The organism is Streptomyces sp. NBC_01788 (assembly GCF_035917575.1).
Classification (GTDB): Bacteria; Actinomycetota; Actinomycetes; order Streptomycetales; family Streptomycetaceae; genus Streptomyces.
In genome coordinates this window covers 1667409-1687329 of sequence record NZ_CP109090.1, presented here as the reverse complement: position 1 = coordinate 1687329, position 19921 = coordinate 1667409, and the positions used below count along the sequence as shown (strand labels likewise).

Annotated in this window: 19 protein-coding genes; 17 read left to right on the top strand and 2 right to left on the bottom strand. The window is 70.4% G+C overall.

Annotated features, from left to right (window positions below; genetic code table 11):
- Positions 1-125: 125 nt before the first annotated feature.
- From pgsA to OIE49_RS07765, 15 genes are all read left to right on the top strand, one after another.
- The gene (gene pgsA / locus OIE49_RS07835) at positions 126-854 is read left to right on the top strand and encodes a phosphatidylinositol phosphate synthase (protein ID WP_326806166.1); all 729 of its coding nucleotides are present in this window, start codon (positions 126-128) and stop codon (positions 852-854) included.
- Positions 851-1780, top strand: a complete 930-nt coding sequence (locus OIE49_RS07830; RefSeq protein ID WP_326801693.1) for a phosphatidylinositol mannoside acyltransferase — start codon at positions 851-853, stop codon at positions 1778-1780. The genes pgsA and OIE49_RS07830 overlap by 4 nt, the downstream gene beginning before the upstream one ends.
- Complete coding sequence (locus OIE49_RS07825; protein WP_326801692.1) at positions 1777-2940, top strand: glycosyltransferase family 4 protein; 1164 nt, start codon at positions 1777-1779, stop codon at positions 2938-2940. The genes OIE49_RS07830 and OIE49_RS07825 overlap by 4 nt, the downstream gene beginning before the upstream one ends.
- A gap of 75 nt (positions 2941-3015) precedes the next feature.
- The gene (locus tag OIE49_RS07820; RefSeq protein WP_326801691.1) at positions 3016-3558 is read left to right on the top strand and encodes a hypothetical protein; all 543 of its coding nucleotides are present in this window, start codon (positions 3016-3018) and stop codon (positions 3556-3558) included.
- A gap of 139 nt (positions 3559-3697) precedes the next feature.
- Positions 3698-4612, top strand: coding sequence for a pyridoxal 5'-phosphate synthase lyase subunit PdxS (pdxS, locus tag OIE49_RS07815; protein WP_326801690.1), 915 nt, complete (start codon positions 3698-3700; stop codon positions 4610-4612).
- Positions 4613-4639: 27 nt separating this feature from the next.
- A complete protein-coding gene (gene pdxT / locus OIE49_RS07810) occupies positions 4640-5245 on the top strand; it encodes a pyridoxal 5'-phosphate synthase glutaminase subunit PdxT (RefSeq protein WP_326801689.1) in 606 nt (201 codons plus the stop codon).
- Positions 5246-5293: 48 nt separating this feature from the next.
- Positions 5294-6046: a YebC/PmpR family DNA-binding transcriptional regulator gene (locus OIE49_RS07805; protein WP_326801688.1), complete on the top strand. Its 753-nt coding sequence runs from the start codon at positions 5294-5296 to the stop codon at positions 6044-6046.
- Positions 6047-6223: 177 nt separating this feature from the next.
- Positions 6224-6790 (top strand): crossover junction endodeoxyribonuclease RuvC, encoded by a 567-nt coding sequence (ruvC, locus tag OIE49_RS07800; RefSeq protein ID WP_326801687.1) that lies wholly within the window; start codon positions 6224-6226, stop codon positions 6788-6790.
- Positions 6787-7392 carry a Holliday junction branch migration protein RuvA gene (gene ruvA / locus OIE49_RS07795; RefSeq protein WP_326801686.1) on the top strand — a complete coding sequence of 202 codons (606 nt, stop codon included), beginning with the start codon at positions 6787-6789 and terminating at the stop codon, positions 7390-7392. The genes ruvC and ruvA overlap by 4 nt, the downstream gene beginning before the upstream one ends.
- A 15-nt stretch (positions 7393-7407) precedes the next feature.
- Complete coding sequence (gene ruvB, locus OIE49_RS07790) at positions 7408-8490, top strand: Holliday junction branch migration DNA helicase RuvB (protein WP_326801685.1); 1083 nt, start codon at positions 7408-7410, stop codon at positions 8488-8490.
- 164 nt (positions 8491-8654) lie between these two features.
- Positions 8655-9137, top strand: a complete 483-nt coding sequence (yajC, locus tag OIE49_RS07785) for a preprotein translocase subunit YajC (protein WP_326801684.1) — start codon at positions 8655-8657, stop codon at positions 9135-9137.
- A 134-nt stretch (positions 9138-9271) separates the two neighbouring features.
- Complete coding sequence (gene secD / locus OIE49_RS07780; protein ID WP_100567856.1) at positions 9272-11032, top strand: protein translocase subunit SecD; 1761 nt, start codon at positions 9272-9274, stop codon at positions 11030-11032.
- Between the two features lies 1 nt (position 11033).
- Positions 11034-12152 (top strand): protein translocase subunit SecF, encoded by a 1119-nt coding sequence (secF, locus tag OIE49_RS07775; RefSeq protein ID WP_100567857.1) that lies wholly within the window; start codon positions 11034-11036, stop codon positions 12150-12152.
- Positions 12149-12688 (top strand): adenine phosphoribosyltransferase, encoded by a 540-nt coding sequence (locus OIE49_RS07770; protein WP_326801683.1) that lies wholly within the window; start codon positions 12149-12151, stop codon positions 12686-12688. Before secF ends, OIE49_RS07770 begins: the two co-directional genes overlap by 4 nt.
- Before the next feature lie 213 nt (positions 12689-12901).
- Positions 12902-15409, top strand: coding sequence for a RelA/SpoT family protein (locus OIE49_RS07765; RefSeq protein WP_326801682.1), 2508 nt, complete (start codon positions 12902-12904; stop codon positions 15407-15409).
- A 91-nt stretch (positions 15410-15500) separates the two neighbouring features.
- Here the strand turns inward: OIE49_RS07765 and OIE49_RS07760 are convergent, their stop codons facing one another.
- On the bottom strand, positions 15501-16730 hold the full coding sequence (locus OIE49_RS07760; RefSeq protein ID WP_326801681.1) for a DUF349 domain-containing protein: 1230 nt from the start codon (positions 16728-16730) through the stop codon (positions 15501-15503).
- Positions 16731-16876: 146 nt separating this feature from the next.
- Positions 16877-17710 carry a peptidylprolyl isomerase gene (locus tag OIE49_RS07755; protein WP_100567861.1) on the bottom strand — a complete coding sequence of 278 codons (834 nt, stop codon included), beginning with the start codon at positions 17708-17710 and terminating at the stop codon, positions 16877-16879.
- A 166-nt stretch (positions 17711-17876) separates the two neighbouring features.
- On the opposite strand from OIE49_RS07755, the gene OIE49_RS07750 reads away from it, so the two are divergent.
- Positions 17877-18590: an MBL fold metallo-hydrolase gene (locus OIE49_RS07750; RefSeq protein WP_100567862.1), complete on the top strand. Its 714-nt coding sequence runs from the start codon at positions 17877-17879 to the stop codon at positions 18588-18590.
- Positions 18591-18603: 13 nt separating this feature from the next.
- Positions 18604-19866, top strand: a complete 1263-nt coding sequence (gene hisS, locus OIE49_RS07745; protein WP_326801680.1) for a histidine--tRNA ligase — start codon at positions 18604-18606, stop codon at positions 19864-19866.
- The last annotated feature ends 55 nt before the right edge of the window (positions 19867-19921 follow it).

Genomic DNA, 19921 nt, shown 5'->3' with positions numbered 1-19921 from the left:
TCCACTCCCGTCACGTCGCGTCCATACGAGGGACTCGATCCCGCCGTCGGGCAGCGCTTGCGCGCGGCCGGCGGCCGGTGCTCGCGGAGGTCGGGCGCCGCCACGCACGCGCGTGCGTGGCTACGATGGGCCAGCCGGTGGCCAGCAGGGGCCGCCCGGTGACACCGACCCTCGGGAAGGCCATGCTGAACAAGTACGCGCGTGCATTCTTCACGCGTGTCCTCACACCGTTCGCCGCGTTTCTCATCCGCCGGGGCGTGAGCCCGGACACGGTCACGCTCATCGGGACCGCCGGAGTGGTCGCGGGGGCGCTGGTCTTCTACCCGCGGGGCGAGTTCTTCTGGGGCACGGTCGTGATCACGCTGTTCGTGTTCTCCGACCTGGTCGACGGCAACATGGCCCGCCAGCTGGGCCGCTCCAGCCGCTGGGGCGCCTTCCTGGACTCCACCCTCGACCGGGTCGCCGACAGTGCGATCTTCGGCGGGTTCGCCCTGTGGTACGCGGGCCACGGCGACGACAACGTGCTGTGCGCGGTGTCGATCTTCTGCCTGGCCAGCGGCCAGGTGGTGTCGTACACGAAGGCCCGGGGCGAGTCGATCGGTCTGCCGGTGGCCGTCAACGGGCTGGTGGAGCGGGCCGAGCGGCTGGTGATCTCGCTGGTCGCGGCCGGGTTCGCGGGCCTGCACAAGTTCGGGGTGCCGGGCATCCAGTACCTGCTGCCGATCGCCCTGTGGATCGTCGCGGCGGGCAGCCTGGTCACGCTGATCCAGCGGGTCGTCACGGTGCGCCGGGAATCGGCCGAGGCCGAGGCCGCCGCGGCCCGGCGCGAGCAGGGCAGCGGGGCGGCGAAATGACCGTCCGGGAGCGTCTCACCGACGGGCTGTACGGCCTCGGCTGGGGCACCGTGAAGAAGCTCCCCGAACCGGTCGCCGTGCGGCTCGGCCGTACGGTCGCGGACCTCGCCTGGAAGCGGCGGGGCAAGGGTGTGCGGCGGCTGGAGGGCAACTACGCGCGCGTGGTGCCCGACGCGACCCCCGAGCGCCTCGCCGAGCTGTCGCGGGCGGGCATGCGCTCGTACCTGCGCTACTGGATGGAGTCCTTCCGGCTGCCGGCCTGGAGCGCCGAGCGGATCAGGGCGGGCTTCGACCCCAAGGACGTGCACCACCTGACCGACGGCCTCGCGGCCGGCAAGGGCGTCGTCCTCGCCCTGCCGCACCTGGCCAACTGGGACCTGGCCGGCGCCTGGGTCACCACCGCGCTGGACACACCGTTCACGACGGTCGCCGAGCGGCTGAAGCCGGAGACGCTCTACGACCGGTTCGTCGCCTACCGCGAGGGCCTCGGCATGGAGGTCCTGCCGCACAGCGGCGGCTCCGCGTTCGGCACGCTGGCCCGGCGGCTGCGCGACGGCGGCCTGGTCTGCCTGGTCGCCGACCGTGATCTGTCCTCCTCCGGGGTGGAGGTGACGTTCTTCGGCGAGAGCGCCCGGATGCCCGCGGGACCGGCCCTCCTCGCCCAGCAGACGGGCGCGCTGCTGCTGCCGGTCACCCTGTGGTACGACGACTCGCCCGTCATGCGGGGCCGGGTCCATCCCCCGGTCGACGTGCCCGGGACAGGTACGCGGGCCGAGAAGACGTCTGTTATGACACAGGCGCTGGCCGACGCCTTCGCCACGGGGATCGCCGAGCATCCGGAGGACTGGCACATGCTGCAGCGTTTGTGGCTCGCGGACCTGGATCCCGGGCGGGGTACCGCTGCTTCGGGGAAGGCGACGGCGTGAGGATCGGCATCGTCTGCCCCTACTCGTGGGACGTGCCCGGTGGTGTCCAGTTCCACATCCGGGACCTGGCGGAGTACTTCATCGGCCTCGGCCACGAGGTGTCCGTCCTCGCCCCCGCCGACGACGACACCCCGCTGCCGCCGTACGTCGTCTCGGCCGGCCGTGCTGTCCCGGTGCCGTACAACGGCTCGGTGGCCCGGCTGAACTTCGGCTTCCTGTCGGCGGCCCGGGTGCGGCGCTGGCTGCACGAGGGCCGGTTCGACGTGATCCACATCCACGAGCCGACCTCGCCGTCTCTGGGCCTGCTGAGCTGCTGGGCGGCGCAGGGCCCGATCGTCGCCACCTTCCACACCTCCAATCCCCGGTCGCGGGCGATGATCGCCGCGTACGCCATCCTCCAGGCGGCCCTGGAGAAGATCAGTGCGCGGATCGCGGTGAGCGAGTACGCCCGCCGCACCCTCGTCGAGCACCTCGGCGGCGACGCGGTGGTGATCCCCAACGGCGTCGACGTCGACTTCTTCGCCCGTGCCGAGCCCAAGCCGGAGTGGCAGGGGGACACGATCGGCTTCATCGGCCGCATCGACGAGCCCCGCAAGGGCCTGCCCGTGCTGATGAGGGCGCTGCCCGCGATCCTCGCCGCCCGCCCGGGGGCCCGTCTGCTGGTCGCGGGCCGCGGGGACGAGGAACAGGCGGTGGCGGAGCTGCCGAGGGAACTGCGCTCGCGCGTGGAGTTCTTTGGAATGGTCAGCGACGAGGACAAGGCGCGGCTGCTGCGCAGCGTCGACGTGTACGTGGCCCCCAACACCGGCGGGGAGAGCTTCGGGATCATCCTGGTCGAGGCCATGTCGGCCGGGGCCCCGGTCCTCGCCTCCGACCTGGACGCCTTCGCCCAGGTCCTGGACCAGGGCAAGGCCGGTGAACTCTTCGCCAACGAGGACGCCGACGCGCTCGCCGAAGCCGCCGTGCGCCTGCTGTCCGACCCGTCCCGCCGGGCGGAGCTGCGCGAACGCGGCAGCACCCATGTGCGCCGCTTCGACTGGTCGACCGTCGGCGCCGACATCCTCTCCGTCTACGAGACGGTCACCGCCGGCGCGGCGGCCGTCGCCGCCGACGAACGCACATCGGGGCTGCGGGCCCGCCTGGGCCTGGCCCGTGACTGATCCCACCCTCGCCGATCCACCCGGTGCACGAATCCCCGGCCGCCCGGGCGGGGAGTCCCGGTAGCCTTGCCGCCCGTGACCGTAACGCTCATCTGGATTGTCGTCGCGCTCGTGGCCGTCGGGCTGTACCTGAGCTGGACGGCGGGGCGGCTCGACCGGCTGCACGCCCGTATCGACGCCGCGCGGGCCGCGCTGGACGCGCAGTTGCTGCGTCGGGCGTCGGTGGCGCAGGAAGTGGCCACCTCCGGTGTCCTCGACCCGGCCGCCTCCATCGTGCTGTACGAGGCGGCGCACGCTGCCCGGCAGGCGGAGGAGGACCAACGGGAGGTCGCGGAGAGCGAGTTGAGCCAGGCCCTGCGGGCCGTGTTCGCCGAGCTCCCGCAGGTCGAGGCGGTGCGCGAGGCGCCCGGGGGAGAGGAGGCGGCGCGCGAGCTCTCCGAGGGCGTGCGCCGGGTGCCGATGGCCCGCCGCTTCCACAACGACGCGGTGGGAGCCGCCCGCCGGCTGCGCGAGCACCGCAAGGTGCGGTGGTTCCGGCTGGCCGGGCACGCCCCGTTCCCGATGGCCTTCGAGATGGACGACGAGCCCCCGGCGGCCCTCGCGGAGCGGGCCGCCTGACCGGGAACGAGTGACCCGCTTTCGGGCGGTGCCGGGCGAAAAGGATCCACCGGGTCTCCATTGGCCCTTGCCGTGGACTGGTCCAATCCCGTTTCCTCGGTGGCGCACCACACCCTCTTCTCACCAAGTGAGGTCACCCGTGTCCAGCACGATTCCCGACTCCGCCCGGACTCCCGAGACCGGTACCGCCCGTGTGAAGCGCGGCATGGCCGAGCAGCTCAAGGGCGGCGTGATCATGGACGTCGTCACGCCGGAGCAGGCGAAGATCGCCGAGGACGCGGGCGCCGTCGCGGTCATGGCCCTGGAGCGTGTCCCCGCCGACATCCGCAAGGACGGCGGCGTGGCCCGCATGTCCGACCCGGACATGATCGAGGGCATCATCGAGGCCGTCTCCATCCCGGTCATGGCCAAGTCCCGCATCGGCCACTTCGTCGAGGCCCAGGTCCTTCAGTCGCTCGGCGTCGACTACATCGACGAGTCCGAGGTCCTCACCCCGGCCGACGAGGTCAACCACTCCGACAAGTGGGCCTTCACCACCCCCTTCGTCTGCGGCGCCACCAACCTCGGCGAGGCCCTGCGCCGGATCGCCGAGGGCGCGGCGATGATCCGCTCCAAGGGCGAGGCCGGCACCGGCAACGTCGTCGAGGCCGTCCGCCACCTGCGCCAGATCAAGAACGAGATCGCCAGGCTGCGCGGCTTCGACAACCACGAGCTGTACGCCGCCGCCAAGGAGCTGCGCGCCCCGTACGAGCTGGTCAAGGAGGTCGCCGAGCTGGGCAAGCTCCCGGTCGTGCTGTTCTCCGCCGGTGGTGTGGCCACCCCCGCCGACGCCGCCCTGATGCGCCAGCTCGGCGCCGAGGGCGTCTTCGTCGGCTCCGGTATCTTCAAGTCCGGCGACCCGGCCAAGCGTGCCGCCGCCATCGTGAAGGCCACCACCTTCTACGACGACCCGAAGATCATCGCGGAGGCGTCCCGCAACCTCGGCGAGGCCATGGTCGGCATCAACTGCGACACCCTCCCCGAGACCGAGCGGTACGCCAACCGCGGCTGGTAAGCACAGGCCCGCAGGTAAAAGAACCCCATGAACACTCCTGTCATCGGCGTCCTGGCACTCCAGGGCGATGTACGGGAGCACCTCATCGCCCTGGCCGCGGCGGACGCCGTGGCCAGGCCGGTGCGGCGCCCCGAAGAACTCGCCGAGGTCGACGGCCTCGTCCTCCCCGGCGGCGAGTCCACCACCATCTCCAAGCTGGCCGTCCTCTTCGAAGTGATGGACCCGCTCCGCGCGCGCGTGCGTGACGGCATGCCCGTCTACGGCACCTGCGCCGGCATGATCATGCTCGCCGACAAGATCCTCGACCCGCGCTCGGGCCAGGAGACCGTCGGCGGGATCGACATGATCGTGCGCCGCAACGCCTTCGGACGGCAGAACGAGTCCTTCGAGGCCTCCGTCGCGGTCAAGGGCGTCCCGGGTGATCCGGTCGAGGGCGTCTTCATCCGCGCCCCCTGGGTCGAGTCCGTCGGCGCCGGGGCCGAGGTGCTCGCCGAGCACGACGGCCACATCGTCGCGGTCCGCCAGGGCAACGCGCTGGCCACGTCGTTCCACCCGGAGCTGACCGGCGACCACCGTGTGCACGCCCTGTTCGTCGACATGGTGCGCGCGAACCGGACACCCGAGTCCTTGTAGGATTCCTGCGTTCGTTACGCAGACGGGTTACGCGAAGGAGACAGGCAGATGTCCGGCCACTCTAAATGGGCCACGACGAAGCACAAGAAGGCCGTCATCGATGCCAAGCGCGGCAAGCTCTTCGCGAAGCTGATCAAGAACATCGAGGTCGCGGCTCGCATGGGCGGCGTCGACCTGGACGGCAACCCGACGCTCTACGACGCCGTGCAGAAGGCCAAGAAGCAGTCGGTGCCCAACAAGAACATCGACTCGGCCATCAAGCGCGGCGGCGGTCTCGAGGCCGGCGGCGCCGACTACGAGACGATCATGTACGAGGGTTACGGACCGAACGGTGTCGCGGTGCTCATCGAGTGCCTCACCGACAACCGCAACCGTGCCGCCTCCGACGTGCGCGTCGCCATGACCCGCAACGGCGGCTCCATGGCCGACCCGGGCTCGGTGTCGTACCTGTTCCACCGCAAGGGCGTCGTGATCGTGCCCAAGGGCGAACTGTCGGAGGACGAGGTCCTGACGGCCGTCCTGGACGCGGGCGCCGAGGAGGTCAACGACCTCGGCGAGTCCTTCGAGGTGCTCAGCGAGGCCACCGACCTGGTGGCGGTCCGCACCGCCCTCCAGGAAGCCGGCATCGACTACGACTCCGCCGACGCCAACTTCGTCCCCACCATGCAGGTGGAGCTGGACGAGGAGGGCGCCCGGAAGATCTTCAAGCTGATCGACGCGCTCGAGGACAGCGACGACGTGCAGAACGTCTTCGCCAACTTCGACGTCAGCGACGAGATCATGGAGAAGGTCGAGGCGTAGGACCGCCGCGGATCGCGGGCTTGGACGGGCCGGTGGGGAGAGATTCCCGCCGGCCCGCCGTCGTTGCCGGTGGCACCCGCCGTCGTTGTCGGTGGCAGCGGATAGCCTGACATCAGGCAAAGATCACTCAAAGATCGCCGCCATGACCACGACCACGTCACGAGGGGAGGGACACGCGTGCGCGTACTGGGAGTCGACCCGGGACTGACCCGCTGCGGCGTCGGTGTCGTCGAGGGGGTCGCGGGCCGGCCGCTGACGATGCTCGGCGTCGGAGTCGTCCGCACCCCGGCGGACGCCGACCTGAGCCACCGTCTGGTCGCCGTCGAACAGGGGATAGAGCGCTGGCTGGACGAGCACCGCCCCGAATACGTGGCGGTGGAGCGCGTGTTCAGCCAGCACAACGTGCGCACGGTGATGGGCACCGCCCAGGCCAGCGCCGTGGCGATGCTCTGCGCCGCCCGCCGCGGCATCCCGGTCGCCCTGCACACCCCCAGCGAGGTCAAGGCCGCCGTCACCGGCAGCGGCCGCGCCGACAAGGCGCAGGTCGGCGCCATGGTCACCCGGCTGCTGCGACTCGCCGCGCCCCCCAAACCGGCCGACGCCGCCGACGCCCTCGCCCTGGCCATCTGCCACATCTGGCGCGCCCCCGCCCAGAACCGGCTCCAGCAGGCCGTCGCCGCGCACGCGGCCGGAAACCCGACGACAACGGCTACAACGACGACAACGAAAGGCCGTACGGCATGATCGCCTTCGTCAGCGGCACGGTCGCAGCCCTCGCCCCCGACGCCGCGGTGATCGAGGTCGGCGGCGTCGGCATGGCCGTGCAGTGCACCCCGAACACGCTGTCCACCCTCCGCCTCGGCCAGCAGGCCAGGCTCGCCACCTCCCTCGTCGTACGGGAGGACTCGCTGACCCTGTACGGCTTCGCCGACGACGACGAGCGCCAGGTCTTCGAACTGCTCCAGACCGCCAGCGGCGTGGGACCGCGGCTCGCCCAGTCGATGCTGGCCGTGCACACGCCCGACGCCCTGCGCCGCGCCGTCGCCACCGGCGACGAGAAGGCCCTCACCGCCGTCCCGGGCATCGGCAAGAAGGGCGCCCAGAAGCTCCTCCTCGAGCTCAAGGACCGGCTCGGCGAGCCCGTCGGCGCACCCGCCGTCGGCACCCCGGTCACCCAGGGCTGGCGCGACCAGCTGCACGCGGCCCTGATCGGCCTCGGATACGCCACCCGCGAGGCCGACGAGGCGGTCACCGCCGTGGCACCCCAGGCCGAGGCCGCCGAGGGCACGCCCCAGGTGGGCCAGTTGCTCAAGGCGGCCCTGCAGACCCTGAACCGAGCCCGCTGAGCCAGGAGTACGTGAGTGAACTGGGACGACACGACCGACACGCCCGCCGCCGGCCCCGCGGCGGAGCGGCTGGTGGGCTCCGCCGCCGACGGTGAGGACCAGGCCGTCGAGGCCGCGCTGCGCCCCAAGGACCTGGGCGAGTTCATCGGCCAGGAGAAGGTCCGCGAACAGCTCGACCTCGTGCTGCGCGCCGCCCGGGCGCGCGGCGCCACCGCCGACCACGTGCTGCTGTCCGGCGCCCCCGGCCTGGGCAAGACCACCCTGTCCATGATCATCGCGGCCGAGATGGGCGCCCCCATCCGCATCACCTCGGGCCCCGCCATCCAGCACGCGGGCGACCTCGCGGCCATCCTGTCCTCCCTCCAGGAGGGCGAGGTGTTCTTCCTCGACGAGATCCACCGCATGTCGAGGCCCGCCGAGGAGATGCTCTACATGGCGATGGAGGACTTCCGCGTCGACGTGATCGTCGGCAAGGGACCCGGCGCCACCGCCATCCCGCTCGAACTGCCCCCCTTCACCCTCGTCGGCGCCACGACACGCGCCGGACTGCTGCCGCCCCCGCTGCGCGACCGCTTCGGCTTCACCGCGCACATGGAGTTCTACGGGCCGGCGGAGCTGGAGCGCGTCGTCCACCGCTCGGCGAACCTCCTGGACGTCCGGATCGAGGGCGACGGAGCCGCCGAGATCGCCGGCCGCTCCCGGGGCACCCCGCGCATCGCCAACCGCCTGCTGCGCCGCGTCCGCGACTACGCGCAGGTCAAGGCCGACGGGACCATCACGCGCGAGATCGCCGCCGCGGCCCTGGCCGTCTACGAGGTCGACGCCCGAGGCCTGGACCGGCTCGACCGGGCGGTCCTCGAGGCCCTGCTGAAGCTGTTCGGCGGCGGCCCGGTCGGCGTGTCCACGCTCGCGGTCGCCGTGGGGGAGGAGCGCGAGACCGTCGAGGAGGTCGCCGAGCCCTTCCTCGTTCGCGAGGGCCTGCTCGCCCGCACCCCGCGCGGCCGTGTCGCCACGCCCGCGGCCTGGGCACACCTCGGCCTGACCCCGCCCGGCACGCAAGCTGCGGGAAACGGACAACAGGGCCTGTTCGGGGCGTGAGGGCTGCGGTATTGGCCCGGGGAGGAACCCAGGTGTCATGCTGAGCGTTGTTCATGCATGCGGACTCGCCTAGACTCCGCCGATGCCGCCTTTGTAGGCAGTACACATACCCCCAACCAATCAGGCCGCTCCCCATCGCGGTCGTGTGAAGGAAGTTCCGACCCGTGAGTCTCGTGACCCTCCTCCCGTTCATCGTGCTCATCGGGGCCATGTTCCTGATGACCCGGTCGGCCAAGAAGAAGCAGCAGCAGGCCGCGGACATGCGCGACCAGATGCAGCCCGGTAGTGGTGTCCGCACCATCGGGGGCATGTACGCCACGGTCAAGGAGGTCAACGACGACACGGTCCTCCTCGACGCGGGCCCGGGCGTCGACCTGCTGTTCGCCAAGAACGCGATCGCGACCGTCCTGACGGACGACGAGTACAACCGCATCGTCCACGGCATCGAGCACGACCTGAAGTCCGACGCCGACCTCGTCCCCGACGACGCCTCCTCCCTCACCGGTACCGACGAGCCCGCCGACGCCTCCGACGACAAGGCCGTCGACCTCGGCAAGAAGGAAGCGGCCGAGGAGCCGGCGGACGCCGCCGAGGCGAAGGCCGAGGACGAGCCGAAGAAGACCGAGGGCGACTCCGAGGCGAAGTAGTCACCACCCAGGGCGCGCGGCACCACCTGCGCGTGCCCTGGGTCGCGTCGACTTCACGCGGGATTCCGACACCATGTGATGGCCGTAGCCGAGCCCACCCGGCACGGGACGGCCCGAGAGGGAGTAACTAAAAGGTGGCTGTATCCAAAAAGGGACGCAGTGCGAGCGCCCAGAGCAAGCCGGGGCGCTCGCTGGCCCTCATTCTGATCGCCATCGTGGCGCTCACGGGAGGCATGTTCCTCACGGGCAACACCGCTCCGCGCCTGGGCATCGACCTGGCCGGCGGTACGAGCATCACGCTCCGGGCGGTTCCGGAGCGCGGTCAGGAATCCGCGATCAACAAGGCCAACATGGACACGGCCGTCAACATCATGGAACGGCGTGTCAACGGTCTCGGTGTCTCGGAAGCCGAGGTTCAGACCCAGGGGAACGACAACATCATTGTCAACATCCCCAAGGGCACCAACTCCAAGCAGGCGCGGGAGCAGGTCGGCACCACCGCGAAGCTGTACTTCCGTCCGGTACTCGCCACCGACATCTCCGGCGCCGCCCCGGCCGAGCCGTCGCCGAGCACCTCCCACAAGGCGACCGACAAGTCCACCGGCGAGGCGACCCCCTCCGGCTCCCCGAGCCCCTCGGCCTCCGAGACCCAGCAGGGCCGCCCGGTCACCGGCGGCCTGACGGCGGACGCCACCCCGTCCGCCGGCGGATCCCCGGCAGCCTCGACGAGCGCGTCGGCCCCGGCCGCCGCCAGCCCGTCCCCGAGCGGCGCCTCCGGTGACGCGAACAGCAAGCTCCAGGCCGAGTACGCCGCCCTGGACTGCAGCAAGCAGTCCGTGCGCGTCACCGCGGGCAAGGGCGCGCTGCCCGCCGAGTCGACGGTCGCCTGCGGCAAGAACTCGCAGGGCCAGTGGCAGAAGTACCTGCTCGGCCCCGCCGCGGTGGACGGCACCGACGTGAAGAAGGCGGACGCCGTCTTCAACACGCAGAACGGCTCCGGCTGGATCGTGACCATGGAGTTCACCTCCAAGGGCGCCACGAAGTTCGCCGACATCACCGGCAAGCTGGCCCAGAACCCCTCGCCGCAGAACCAGTTCGCCATCGTCCTGGACGGCGACGTCGTCTCCGACCCGTACGTCCACGAGGCGCTGACCGGCGGCAGCGCGGAGATCTCCGGCCACTTCACCCAGGAGAGCGCGCAGAGCCTCTCCAACATGCTGTCCTACGGCGCGCTGCCGCTGACCTTCAAGGAGGACAGCGTCACCACCGTCACCGCCGCGCTCGGCGGTGAGCAGCTGCACGCCGGCCTGATCGCGGGCGCCATCGGCCTCGCCCTGGTCGTGATCTACCTGGTGGTCTACTACCGCGGGCTGGCGATGATCGCCATCGCCTCCCTGATGATCTCCGCGGTCCTCACCTACGCGCTCATGTCGCTGCTCGGCCCGACCATCGGCTTCGCGCTGAACCTGCCGGCCGTGTGCGGTGCGATCGTCGCGATCGGTATCACCGCGGACTCGTTCATCGTGTTCTTCGAACGCATAAGGGACGAGATCCGCGAGGGCCGCTCGCTGCGTCCCGCCGTGGAGCGCGGCTGGCCGCGGGCCCGGCGCACGGTCCTCGTCTCGGACTTCGTGTCGTTCCTGGCCGCCGCCGTGCTGTTCATCGTGACCGTCGGCAAGGTGCAGGGCTTCGCGTTCACGCTCGGTCTGACCACGCTGCTCGACGTGGTCGTCATCTTCCTGTTCACCAAGCCGCTGATGACGATCCTCGCCCGCCACAAGTTCTTCGCCAGTGGTCACACCTGGTCCGGTCTGGACCCCAAGCGCCTGGGTGCGAAGCCTCCGCTGCGCCGCACCCGCCGGTCCTCCGCCCCCATCGAGACGAAGGAGGCGTGAGGTGTCCAAGCTCGGCAACCTCGGCGCCCGACTGCACCATGGTGAGGTCGGCTACGACTTCATCAAGAACCGCAAGATCTGGTACGGCGTCTCGATCCTGATCACCATCACGGCCATCCTGGGCCTGGCGGTGCGCGGCCTGAACATGGGCATCGAGTTCCAGGGCGGCGCGGTCTTCACCACGCCGAAGCACATGAGTGCGACGGTGGCCCAGGCCGAGGACTTCGCCCACGGCGCCTCCGGCCAGGAGTCGATCGTGCAGAAGCTCGGTGACGGCAGCCTGCGCATCCAGATCGCCGGCATCGAGACCGGGAAGTCCGACCAGATCAAGGAAGCCCTGGCCAAGGACCTCAAGGTCAACCCGGAGCACATCAACGCCGACCTGGTCGGTCCGAGCTGGGGCGAGCAGATCGCCAACAAGGCCTGGCAGGGCCTGGCGATCTTCATGATCCTGGTCGTGATCTACCTGGCGATCGCGTTCGAGTGGCGCATGGCCCTGGCCGCGCTCGTCGCGCTGATCCACGACCTGACGATCACCACCGGTGTCTACGCCCTCGTGGGCTTCGAGGTCACGCCCGGTACGGTGATCGGTCTGCTGACGATCCTCGGTTACTCGCTCTACGACACGGTCGTCGTCTTCGACAGCCTCAAGGAGCAGACGAAGGACATCACCCGGCAGACCCGCTGGACGTACAGCGAGATCGCGAACCGCTCGATCAACGGCACGCTGATCCGGTCCATCAACACCACCGTGGTGGCGCTGCTGCCGGTGGCGGGCCTGCTGTTCATCGGCGGCGGTGTGCTCGGCGCGGGCATGCTGAACGACATCTCGCTGTCGCTGTTCGTCGGCCTCGCGGCCGGTGCGTACTCCTCGATCTTCATCGCCACGCCGCTCGTCGCCGACCTCAAGGAGCTCGAGCCGCAGATGAAGGCCCTCAAGAAGCGCGTCCTCGCCAAGCGGGCGCAGGCGGCTGCGCAGGGCGAGTCCCTGGACGCGGAGCCCGCCGGTGTCATCGCCGATGACGACGAGGAGGACGCCGCGCATGCCGTGGTGGGTCCGCGCGACCAGTCCGTCTCCCGCGGCCGTGGCCGCGGCCGGCCCTCGGGGAAGCGCAGATGACCGACATCCAGGAGCTGCTGCTCAGCCGCATCCGTGACGTGGCCGACTACCCGGAGCCCGGGGTGATCTTCAAGGACATCACCCCGCTCCTGGCCGATCCCGCGGCGTTCACCGTCCTCACCGACGCGCTGGCAGAGGTGGGCATGCGCGAGGGGGCGACGAAGGTCGTCGGCCTGGAGGCCCGCGGCTTCATCCTCGGCGCCCCGGTCGCGCTCCGCGCGGGGCTCGGCTTCATCCCCGTGCGCAAGGCGGGCAAGCTTCCCGGAGCGACGCTGAGCCAGGCGTACGACCTGGAGTACGGCTCGGCGGAGATCGAGGTCCACGCCGAGGACCTGAGCGCCGGGGACCGTGTCCTCGTCGTCGACGACGTGCTCGCCACAGGCGGTACGGCGGAGGCGTCCATCCAGCTCATCCGGCGGGCGGGCGCGGAGGTCGCCGGAGTGGCGGTGCTGATGGAACTCGGTTTCCTCGGCGGCCGCGCCCGCCTGGAACCGGCGCTGTCGGGGGCCCCACTGGAGTCCCTTCTCCGCCTCTGATTCCACGGAGAAGCCCGGGGCTGTCGCCCCGGGCTTCTCTGTTTTCCGGGGTTGCGCCCTGGAGTGCGGGTACCGGAATCATGTGTCCGGGTTGTGTGTTTGTACCGTAAACGGTCCTTCGATCGGGCTGGAGGGGATCCTGTGGCTGTGGATCGCTACCATGGGGGCTCCGGAGCCTGACCGGGGGACCCGGATCGCGCACGAGGAGTCCTCTTGCCAGACGAGGCCCAGCCACTGACCGCCGCCAAGCCCGAGTCCGCCTCGGCGCCCGCGGCGAAGCCCGCGCAGCACGCGAAGAGCGACAACCGTGGGACGGCCGAGCACGCCCAGTCGGCCCCCGTCGGCAAGACGGGTGAGGCCGCGCGTCCCAAGCCGGCGCAGCCCGTCGTGCGCCCCTCCGCAGGCCAGCCCGGCCGCTCCGGCTCCTCGAACCGCGTCCGCGCCCGCCTCGCCCGCCTCGGCGTGCAGCGCGCCAACCCGTACAACCCGGTGCTGGAGCCGCTGCTGCGGATAGTGCGCAGCAACGATCCGAAGATCGAGAACTCGACCCTGCGCCAGATCGAGCGCGCCTACCAGGTCGCCGAGCGCTGGCACCGCGGCCAGAAGCGCAAGAGCGGCGACCCGTACATCACGCACCCGCTCGCTGTCACCACCATCCTCGCCGAGCTCGGCATGGACCCGGCCACCCTGATGGCGGGGCTGCTGCACGACACCGTCGAGGACACCGAGTACGGCCTCGACCAGCTGCGCCGCGACTTCGGCGACACCGTCGCCCTGCTCGTCGACGGCGTCACCAAGCTGGACAAGGTCAAGTTCGGCGAGGCCGCGCAGGCCGAGACCGTGCGCAAGATGGTCGTCGCCATGGCCAAGGACCCCCGCGTCCTGGTCATCAAGCTCGCCGACCGCCTGCACAACATGCGCACCATGCGCTATCTCAAGCGGGAGAAGCAGGAGAAGAAGGCCCGCGAGACGCTCGAGATCTACGCCCCGCTCGCCCACCGGCTGGGCATGAACACCATCAAGTGGGAGCTGGAGGACCTCGCCTTCGCGATCCTCTACCCGAAGATGTACGACGAGATCGTCCGCCTCGTCGCCGAGCGCGCCCCCAAGCGCGACGAGTACCTCGCGATCGTGACCGACGAGGTCCAGGCCGACCTGCGCGCCGCGCGCATCAAGGCGACCGTCACCGGCCGCCCCAAGCACTACTACAGCGTCTACCAGAAGATGATCGTCCGCGGCCGCGACTTCGCGGAGATCTACGACCTGGTGGGCATCCGCGTCCTCGTCGACACGGTCCGCGACTGCTACGCCGCCCTCGGCACGGTGCACGCGCGATGGAACCCGGTCCCCGGCCGGTTCAAGGATTACATCGCGATGCCCAAGTTCAACATGTACCAGTCGCTGCACACGACGGTCATCGGCCCCAGCGGCAAGCCGGTCGAGCTGCAGATCCGCACCTTCGACATGCACCGCCGCGCCGAGTACGGCATCGCCGCGCACTGGAAGTACAAGCAGGAGGCCGTGGCCGGCGCCTCGAAGGTGCGCACCGACGCGCCGAAGAGCTCCGCCAAGGACAAGGACGCCATCAACGACATGGCGTGGCTGCGGCAGTTGCTGGACTGGCAGAAGGAGACCGAGGACCCCGGCGAGTTCCTGGAGTCGCTGCGCTTCGACCTGTCCCGCAACGAGGTCTTCGTCTTCACGCCCAAGGGCGACGTCATAGCGCTCCCGGCGGGCGCCACCCCGGTCGACTTCGCGTACGCCGTCCACACCGAGGTCGGCCACCGCACCATAGGGGCGCGCGTCAACGGCCGGCTCGTGCCGCTGGAATCGACCCTGGACAACGGCGACCTGGTCGAGGTCTTCACCTCCAAGGCGGCCGGCGCCGGACCCTCCCGCGACTGGCTCGGCTTCGTCAAGTCCCCGCGCGCCCGCAACAAGATCCGGGCCTGGTTCTCCAAGGAACGGCGGGACGAGGCGATCGAGCAGGGCAAGGACGCCATCGTCCGCGCGATGCGCAAGCAGAACCTGCCGATCCAGCGCATCCTGACCGGTGACTCCCTGGTCACGCTCGCGCACGAGATGCGCTACTCCGACATCTCCGCGCTCTACGCGGCGATCGGCGAGGGGCACGTCTCCGCGCAGAACATCGTGCAGAAGCTGGTGCAGGCGCTCGGCGGCGAGGAGGCGGCCACCGAGGAGATCGACGAGAGCGTGCCGCCCTCGCGCGGACGCGCCCGCAAGCGCCGCTCCAGCGCCGACCCGGGTGTCGTCGTCAAGGGCGTGGACGACGTCTGGGTCAAGCTGGCCCGCTGCTGCACTCCGGTGCCCGGCGACCCGATCATCGGGTTCGTCACGAGGGGTAGTGGTGTATCGGTTCATCGCAGTGACTGCGTCAACGTGGAGTCACTGTCGCGTGAGCCGGAGCGCATCCTCGACGTCGAGTGGGCGCCCACTCAGTCCTCGGTCTTCCTGGTCGCCATCCAGGTCGAGGCCCTCGACCGCTCCCGCCTGCTCTCGGACGTCACACGCGTGCTGTCCGACCAGCACGTCAACATCCTCTCCGCGGCCGTCCAGACCTCCCGCGACCGCGTCGCCACCTCCCGCTTCACCTTCGAGATGGGCGACCCCAAGCACCTGGGGCACGTCCTGAAGGCCGTACGGGGCGTGGAGGGCGTCTACGACGTCTACCGCGTCACCTCGGCACGCAGCCGGGCATAGCCGTCACAGAGAACGGCTGAGGGCCCCCGTAGGCGCTACGGGGGCCCTCAGCCGTACGCGGAAGCGTCGCCGGATCCAGCGCGGCAGTGGGTCAGCCGCCGAACTCCTGCAGACCCTTCAGGGCCTGGTCCAGGAGCGCCTGGCGGCCCGCCAGCTCCTTCTCCAGCTTGTCGGCCCTGGCGTTGTTGCCCTGGGTACGGGCCTGCGCGATCTGCCCCTGGAGCTTGTCCACGGCGGCCTGGAGCTGACCGGTCAGACCCTCGGCACGTGCCCGCGCCTCCGGGTTCGTCCGGCGCCACTCGGTCTCCTCGGCCTCCTGGAGAGCCCGGTCGACCGTGTGCATCCGGCCCTCCACCCGCGGACGGGCGTCGCGCGGCACATGGCCGATGGCCTCCCAACGCTCGTTGATCGAGCGGAAGGCGGCCCGGGCGGCCTTCAGGTCCGTGATCGGCAGGAGCCTCTCGGCCTCCTCGGCCAGCTCCTCCTTCAGCTTCAGGTTCTCCGCCTGCTCCGCGTCCCGCTCGGCGAACACCGAGCTGCGGGCGGCGAAGAAGACGTCCTGGGCACCGCGGAAGCGGTTCCACAGATCGTCCTCGTGCTCCCGCTGGGCACGGCCGGCGGCCTTCCACTCCGTCATCAGCTCGCGGTAGCGGGCCGAGGTGAGGCCCCAGTCCGTCGAACCGGACAGCGCCTCGGCCTCGGCGACCAGCCGCTCCTTCGCCCTGCGCGCGTCCTCACGCTGAGCGTCGAGCTGCGCGAAGTGCGCCTTGCGCCGCTTGGAGAACGCCGACCGAGCGTGCGAGAAGCGGTGCCACAGGTCGTCGTCGGACTTGCGGTCCAGACGCGGCAGCCCCTTCCAGGTGTCCACCAGCGCGCGCAGCCGCTCCCCGGCCGCCCGCCACTGGTCGGAACGGGCCAGCTCCTCGGCCTCCTTGACCAGCGCCTCCTTGGCGTGCCGGGCCTCGTCCGCCTGCCGGGAGCGCTGCGCCTTGCGCTCCTCACGGCGTGCCTCGACCGTCTCGACCAGCTTGTTCAGCCGGGCACGCAGCGCCTCCAGATCACCGACCGCGTGGTGCGCGTCGACCTGCTCCCGCAGATGGTCGACGGCGACCTGGGCGTCCTTCGCCGACAGGTCGGTGGTCTGCACTCGCTTCTCGAGGAGGCCGATCTCGACAACCAGGCCCTCGTACTTGCGCTCGAAGTAGGCCAGTGCCTCCTCAGGGGAGCCGGCCTGCCAGGAACCGACGACCTGCTCGCCGTCGGCCGTACGCACGTACACGGTCCCCGTCTCGTCGACGCGGCCCCACGGGTCGCTGCTCACAGCGCCTCCTCCACATGATGCCTGCGGAGGGCCTCGAAGCTCCCCCGGGCATCGTCCACAGTTTCGTCACCGCCAACATAGGCGACCGGCGGGTGGCCTGTCCGCATCCAGCGCGACCGAAATTTCCCAGCTGGCCGCCGCTGACGTCAGGACTTCGTCACCGTCGCCTTGTTGATCACCACGGTCGCGTTCGGGGCGGTGTTGCCCGTCTGCGGATCAGCCGGCTGGGCACCGGCGTCGGCGATCTTCTTCAGCACCTTCATACCTGATTCGGAGACGGTGCCGAAGGGGGTGTAGCTGGGCGGAAGCGGACTGTCCTGGTACACCAGGAAGAACTGGCTGCCGCCGCTGTTGGGCTGCGACGTGTTCGCCATCGCCACGGTGCCCGCCGGATAGACGTCGCCCTTCAGGCTTTTGTCCTTGAGGTTCTCGTCGGGAATCGTGTACCCGGGGCCACCACGGCCCGTCCCCTCCGGGTCGCCGCACTGCAGGACGTAGATGCCCTCCGCGGTGAGCCGGTGGCACTTCGTGTGGTCGAGGAAGCCCTTGCCGACCAGGAAGTCGAAGGAGTTCACGGTGTGCGGCGCCGCGGAGGCCTTCAGATCCAGGTCTATCGTGCCGCACGTGGTGTCGAGCGCCATCGTGTACTTCGCCGACTTGTCGATCGTCATCGCCGGTTCCTTGTCCCAGCTCAGCTTCTTCACCGAGCCGGCGGCCGGCTTCGCGCACGGGTCCGGGGCCTTGCTGGTGGCCGAGGCGCTGGGGGTGACCTCCGCGCTCGCGTTGGCCTTGTCGTCCTTGCCGCTCTTCATCACCCCGGTCGTGTACAGCGCGACACTGCCGATGACGACCACGCCGAGTACCGACGCGATCACGGAGTTCCTTACGCGTGCCTTGCGCCGCGTGGCGGTACGCCGCTGCTGCTGCCGCAAGAACTTCTCCCGGGCGAGCTGACGTCGCCGCTGCTCCTGGCTGACCACCGCGTTCTCTCCTCAGCGTCTCGTGTGTCCACCGGTACGGGTGCGTCGTCCGAGGCGGGCACCCGCGTGTGACCCGTACCGTATATGGGTTCGCTGAGGATCCGGCAGCGCCGGTAGGCTCTGACAACAGCTTCAGCCGCCCGTATCGACACAACGAAGGACGATCGTGCTCATTGCCGGGTTCCCCGCCGGGGCCTGGGGGACGAACTGTTATCTCGTCGCCCCCGCCGCCGGTGAGGAGTGCGTGATCATCGACCCCGGCCACCAGGCCGCCCAAGGCGTCGAGGAAGCGATCAGGAAGCATCGGCTCAAGCCCGTCGCCGTCGTCCTCACCCACGGCCACATCGACCATGTGGCCTCGGTCGTCCCGGTGTGCGGCGCGCACGACGTCCCGGCCTGGATCCACCCGGCCGACCGGTTCATGATGAGCGACCCCGAGAAGGCGCTCGGCCGTTCCATCGGCATGCCGCTGATGGGCGAGCTGACCGTGGGGGAGCCGGACGACGTCCGGGAGTTGGCCGACGGCGCCGAACTGGAGCTGGCCGGCCTGGAGTTCTCCGTCGCGCACGCGCCCGGCCATACCAAGGGGTCGGTGACCTTCCGGATGCCCGAGGCCGCGGACATCCCGCCGGTCTTCTTCTCCGGGGATCTGCTGTTCGCCGGCTCCATCGGACGCACCGACCTGCCCGGCGGTGACATGGCCGAGATGCTCGATTCGCTGGCCCGCGTGTGCCTGCCGCTCGACGACTCGACCGTGGTGCTGTCCGGCCACGGCCCCCAGACGACCATCGGCCGCGAGCGTGCCACCAACTCCTACCTGCGGCAGGTGGCCGCCGGCCCGGGAGCGGACCTGGACGACGCTCCCCGACGAGGAATGTGACGAGAGACCTCCCGTGAGCACCTTCAAGGCCCCCAAGGGCACGTACGACCTGATCCCGCCGGACTCCGCGAAGTTCCTGGCGGTCCGCGAGGCGATCGCCGCCCCGTTGCGCGACTCCGGCTACGGCTACATCGAGACCCCCGGCTTCGAGAACGTGGAGCTGTTCGCGCGCGGGGTCGGCGAGTCCACCGACATCGTGACCAAGGAGATGTACACGCTGCAGACCAAGGGCGGCGACAAGCTGGCCCTGCGCCCTGAGGGCACTGCCTCCGTGCTGCGCGCGGCCCTTGAGGCCAACCTGCACAAGGCCGGCAACCTGCCGGTCAAGCTGTGGTACTCCGGCTCCTACTACCGCTACGAGCGTCCCCAGAAGGGCCGGTACCGCCACTTCTCGCAGGTCGGCGCCGAGGCGATCGGCGCGGAGGACCCGTTCCTGGACGCCGAGCTGATCATCCTGGCGGACCAGGCGTACCGCTCGCTGGGCCTGCGCGAGTTCCGCATCCTGCTCAACAGCCTCGGCGACAAGGAGTGCCGTCCGGTCTACCGGGCCGCGCTCCAGGACTTCCTGCGCGGACTGGACCTGGACGAGGACACCCGCGCCCGGATCGACATCAACCCGCTGCGCGTCCTGGACGACAAGCGGGAGTCGGTCCAGAAGCAGCTCACCGGCGTCCCGCTGCTGCGCGACTACCTGTGCGACGCCTGCAAGGCGTACCACGAGGAGGTGCGGTCGCTCCTCGAGGCCCAGGGCGTCGCCTTCGAGGACGACGCCAAGCTGGTCCGCGGGCTCGACTACTACACCCGCACCACCTTCGAGTTCGTGCACGACGGGCTCGGTTCGCAGTCCGCGGTGGGCGGCGGCGGCCGGTACGACGGCCTGTCCGAGATGATCGGCGGCCCCGCCCTGCCGTCGGTGGGCTGGGCGCTGGGCGTGGACCGTACGGTCCTGGCCCTGGAGGCGGAGGGCATCGAACTCCAACTCCCGGCGACCACCAGCGTGTTCGCGGTCCCGCTTGGCGAGGAGGCCCGCCGGGTGCTCTTCGCGAAGGTCTCCGAACTGCGCAAGGTGGGCATCGCCGCCGACTTCACCTACGGCCACAAGGGGCTCAAGGCAGCCATGAAGGCGGCCAACCGGTCCGGTGCCCGTTTCGCGCTCGTCGCGGGTGAACGCGACCTCGCCGACAGCGTCGTCCAGCTCAAGGACATGGAGTCCGGCGAGCAGACGGCGATCGCGGTCAACGAGATCGTCGCGGAACTGGAAGCCCGCCTCGGCTGACGCTCTCACGCAAGGCGCCGGTGCTCGTCCGGGCACCGGCGCCCTTCGCCGTCGC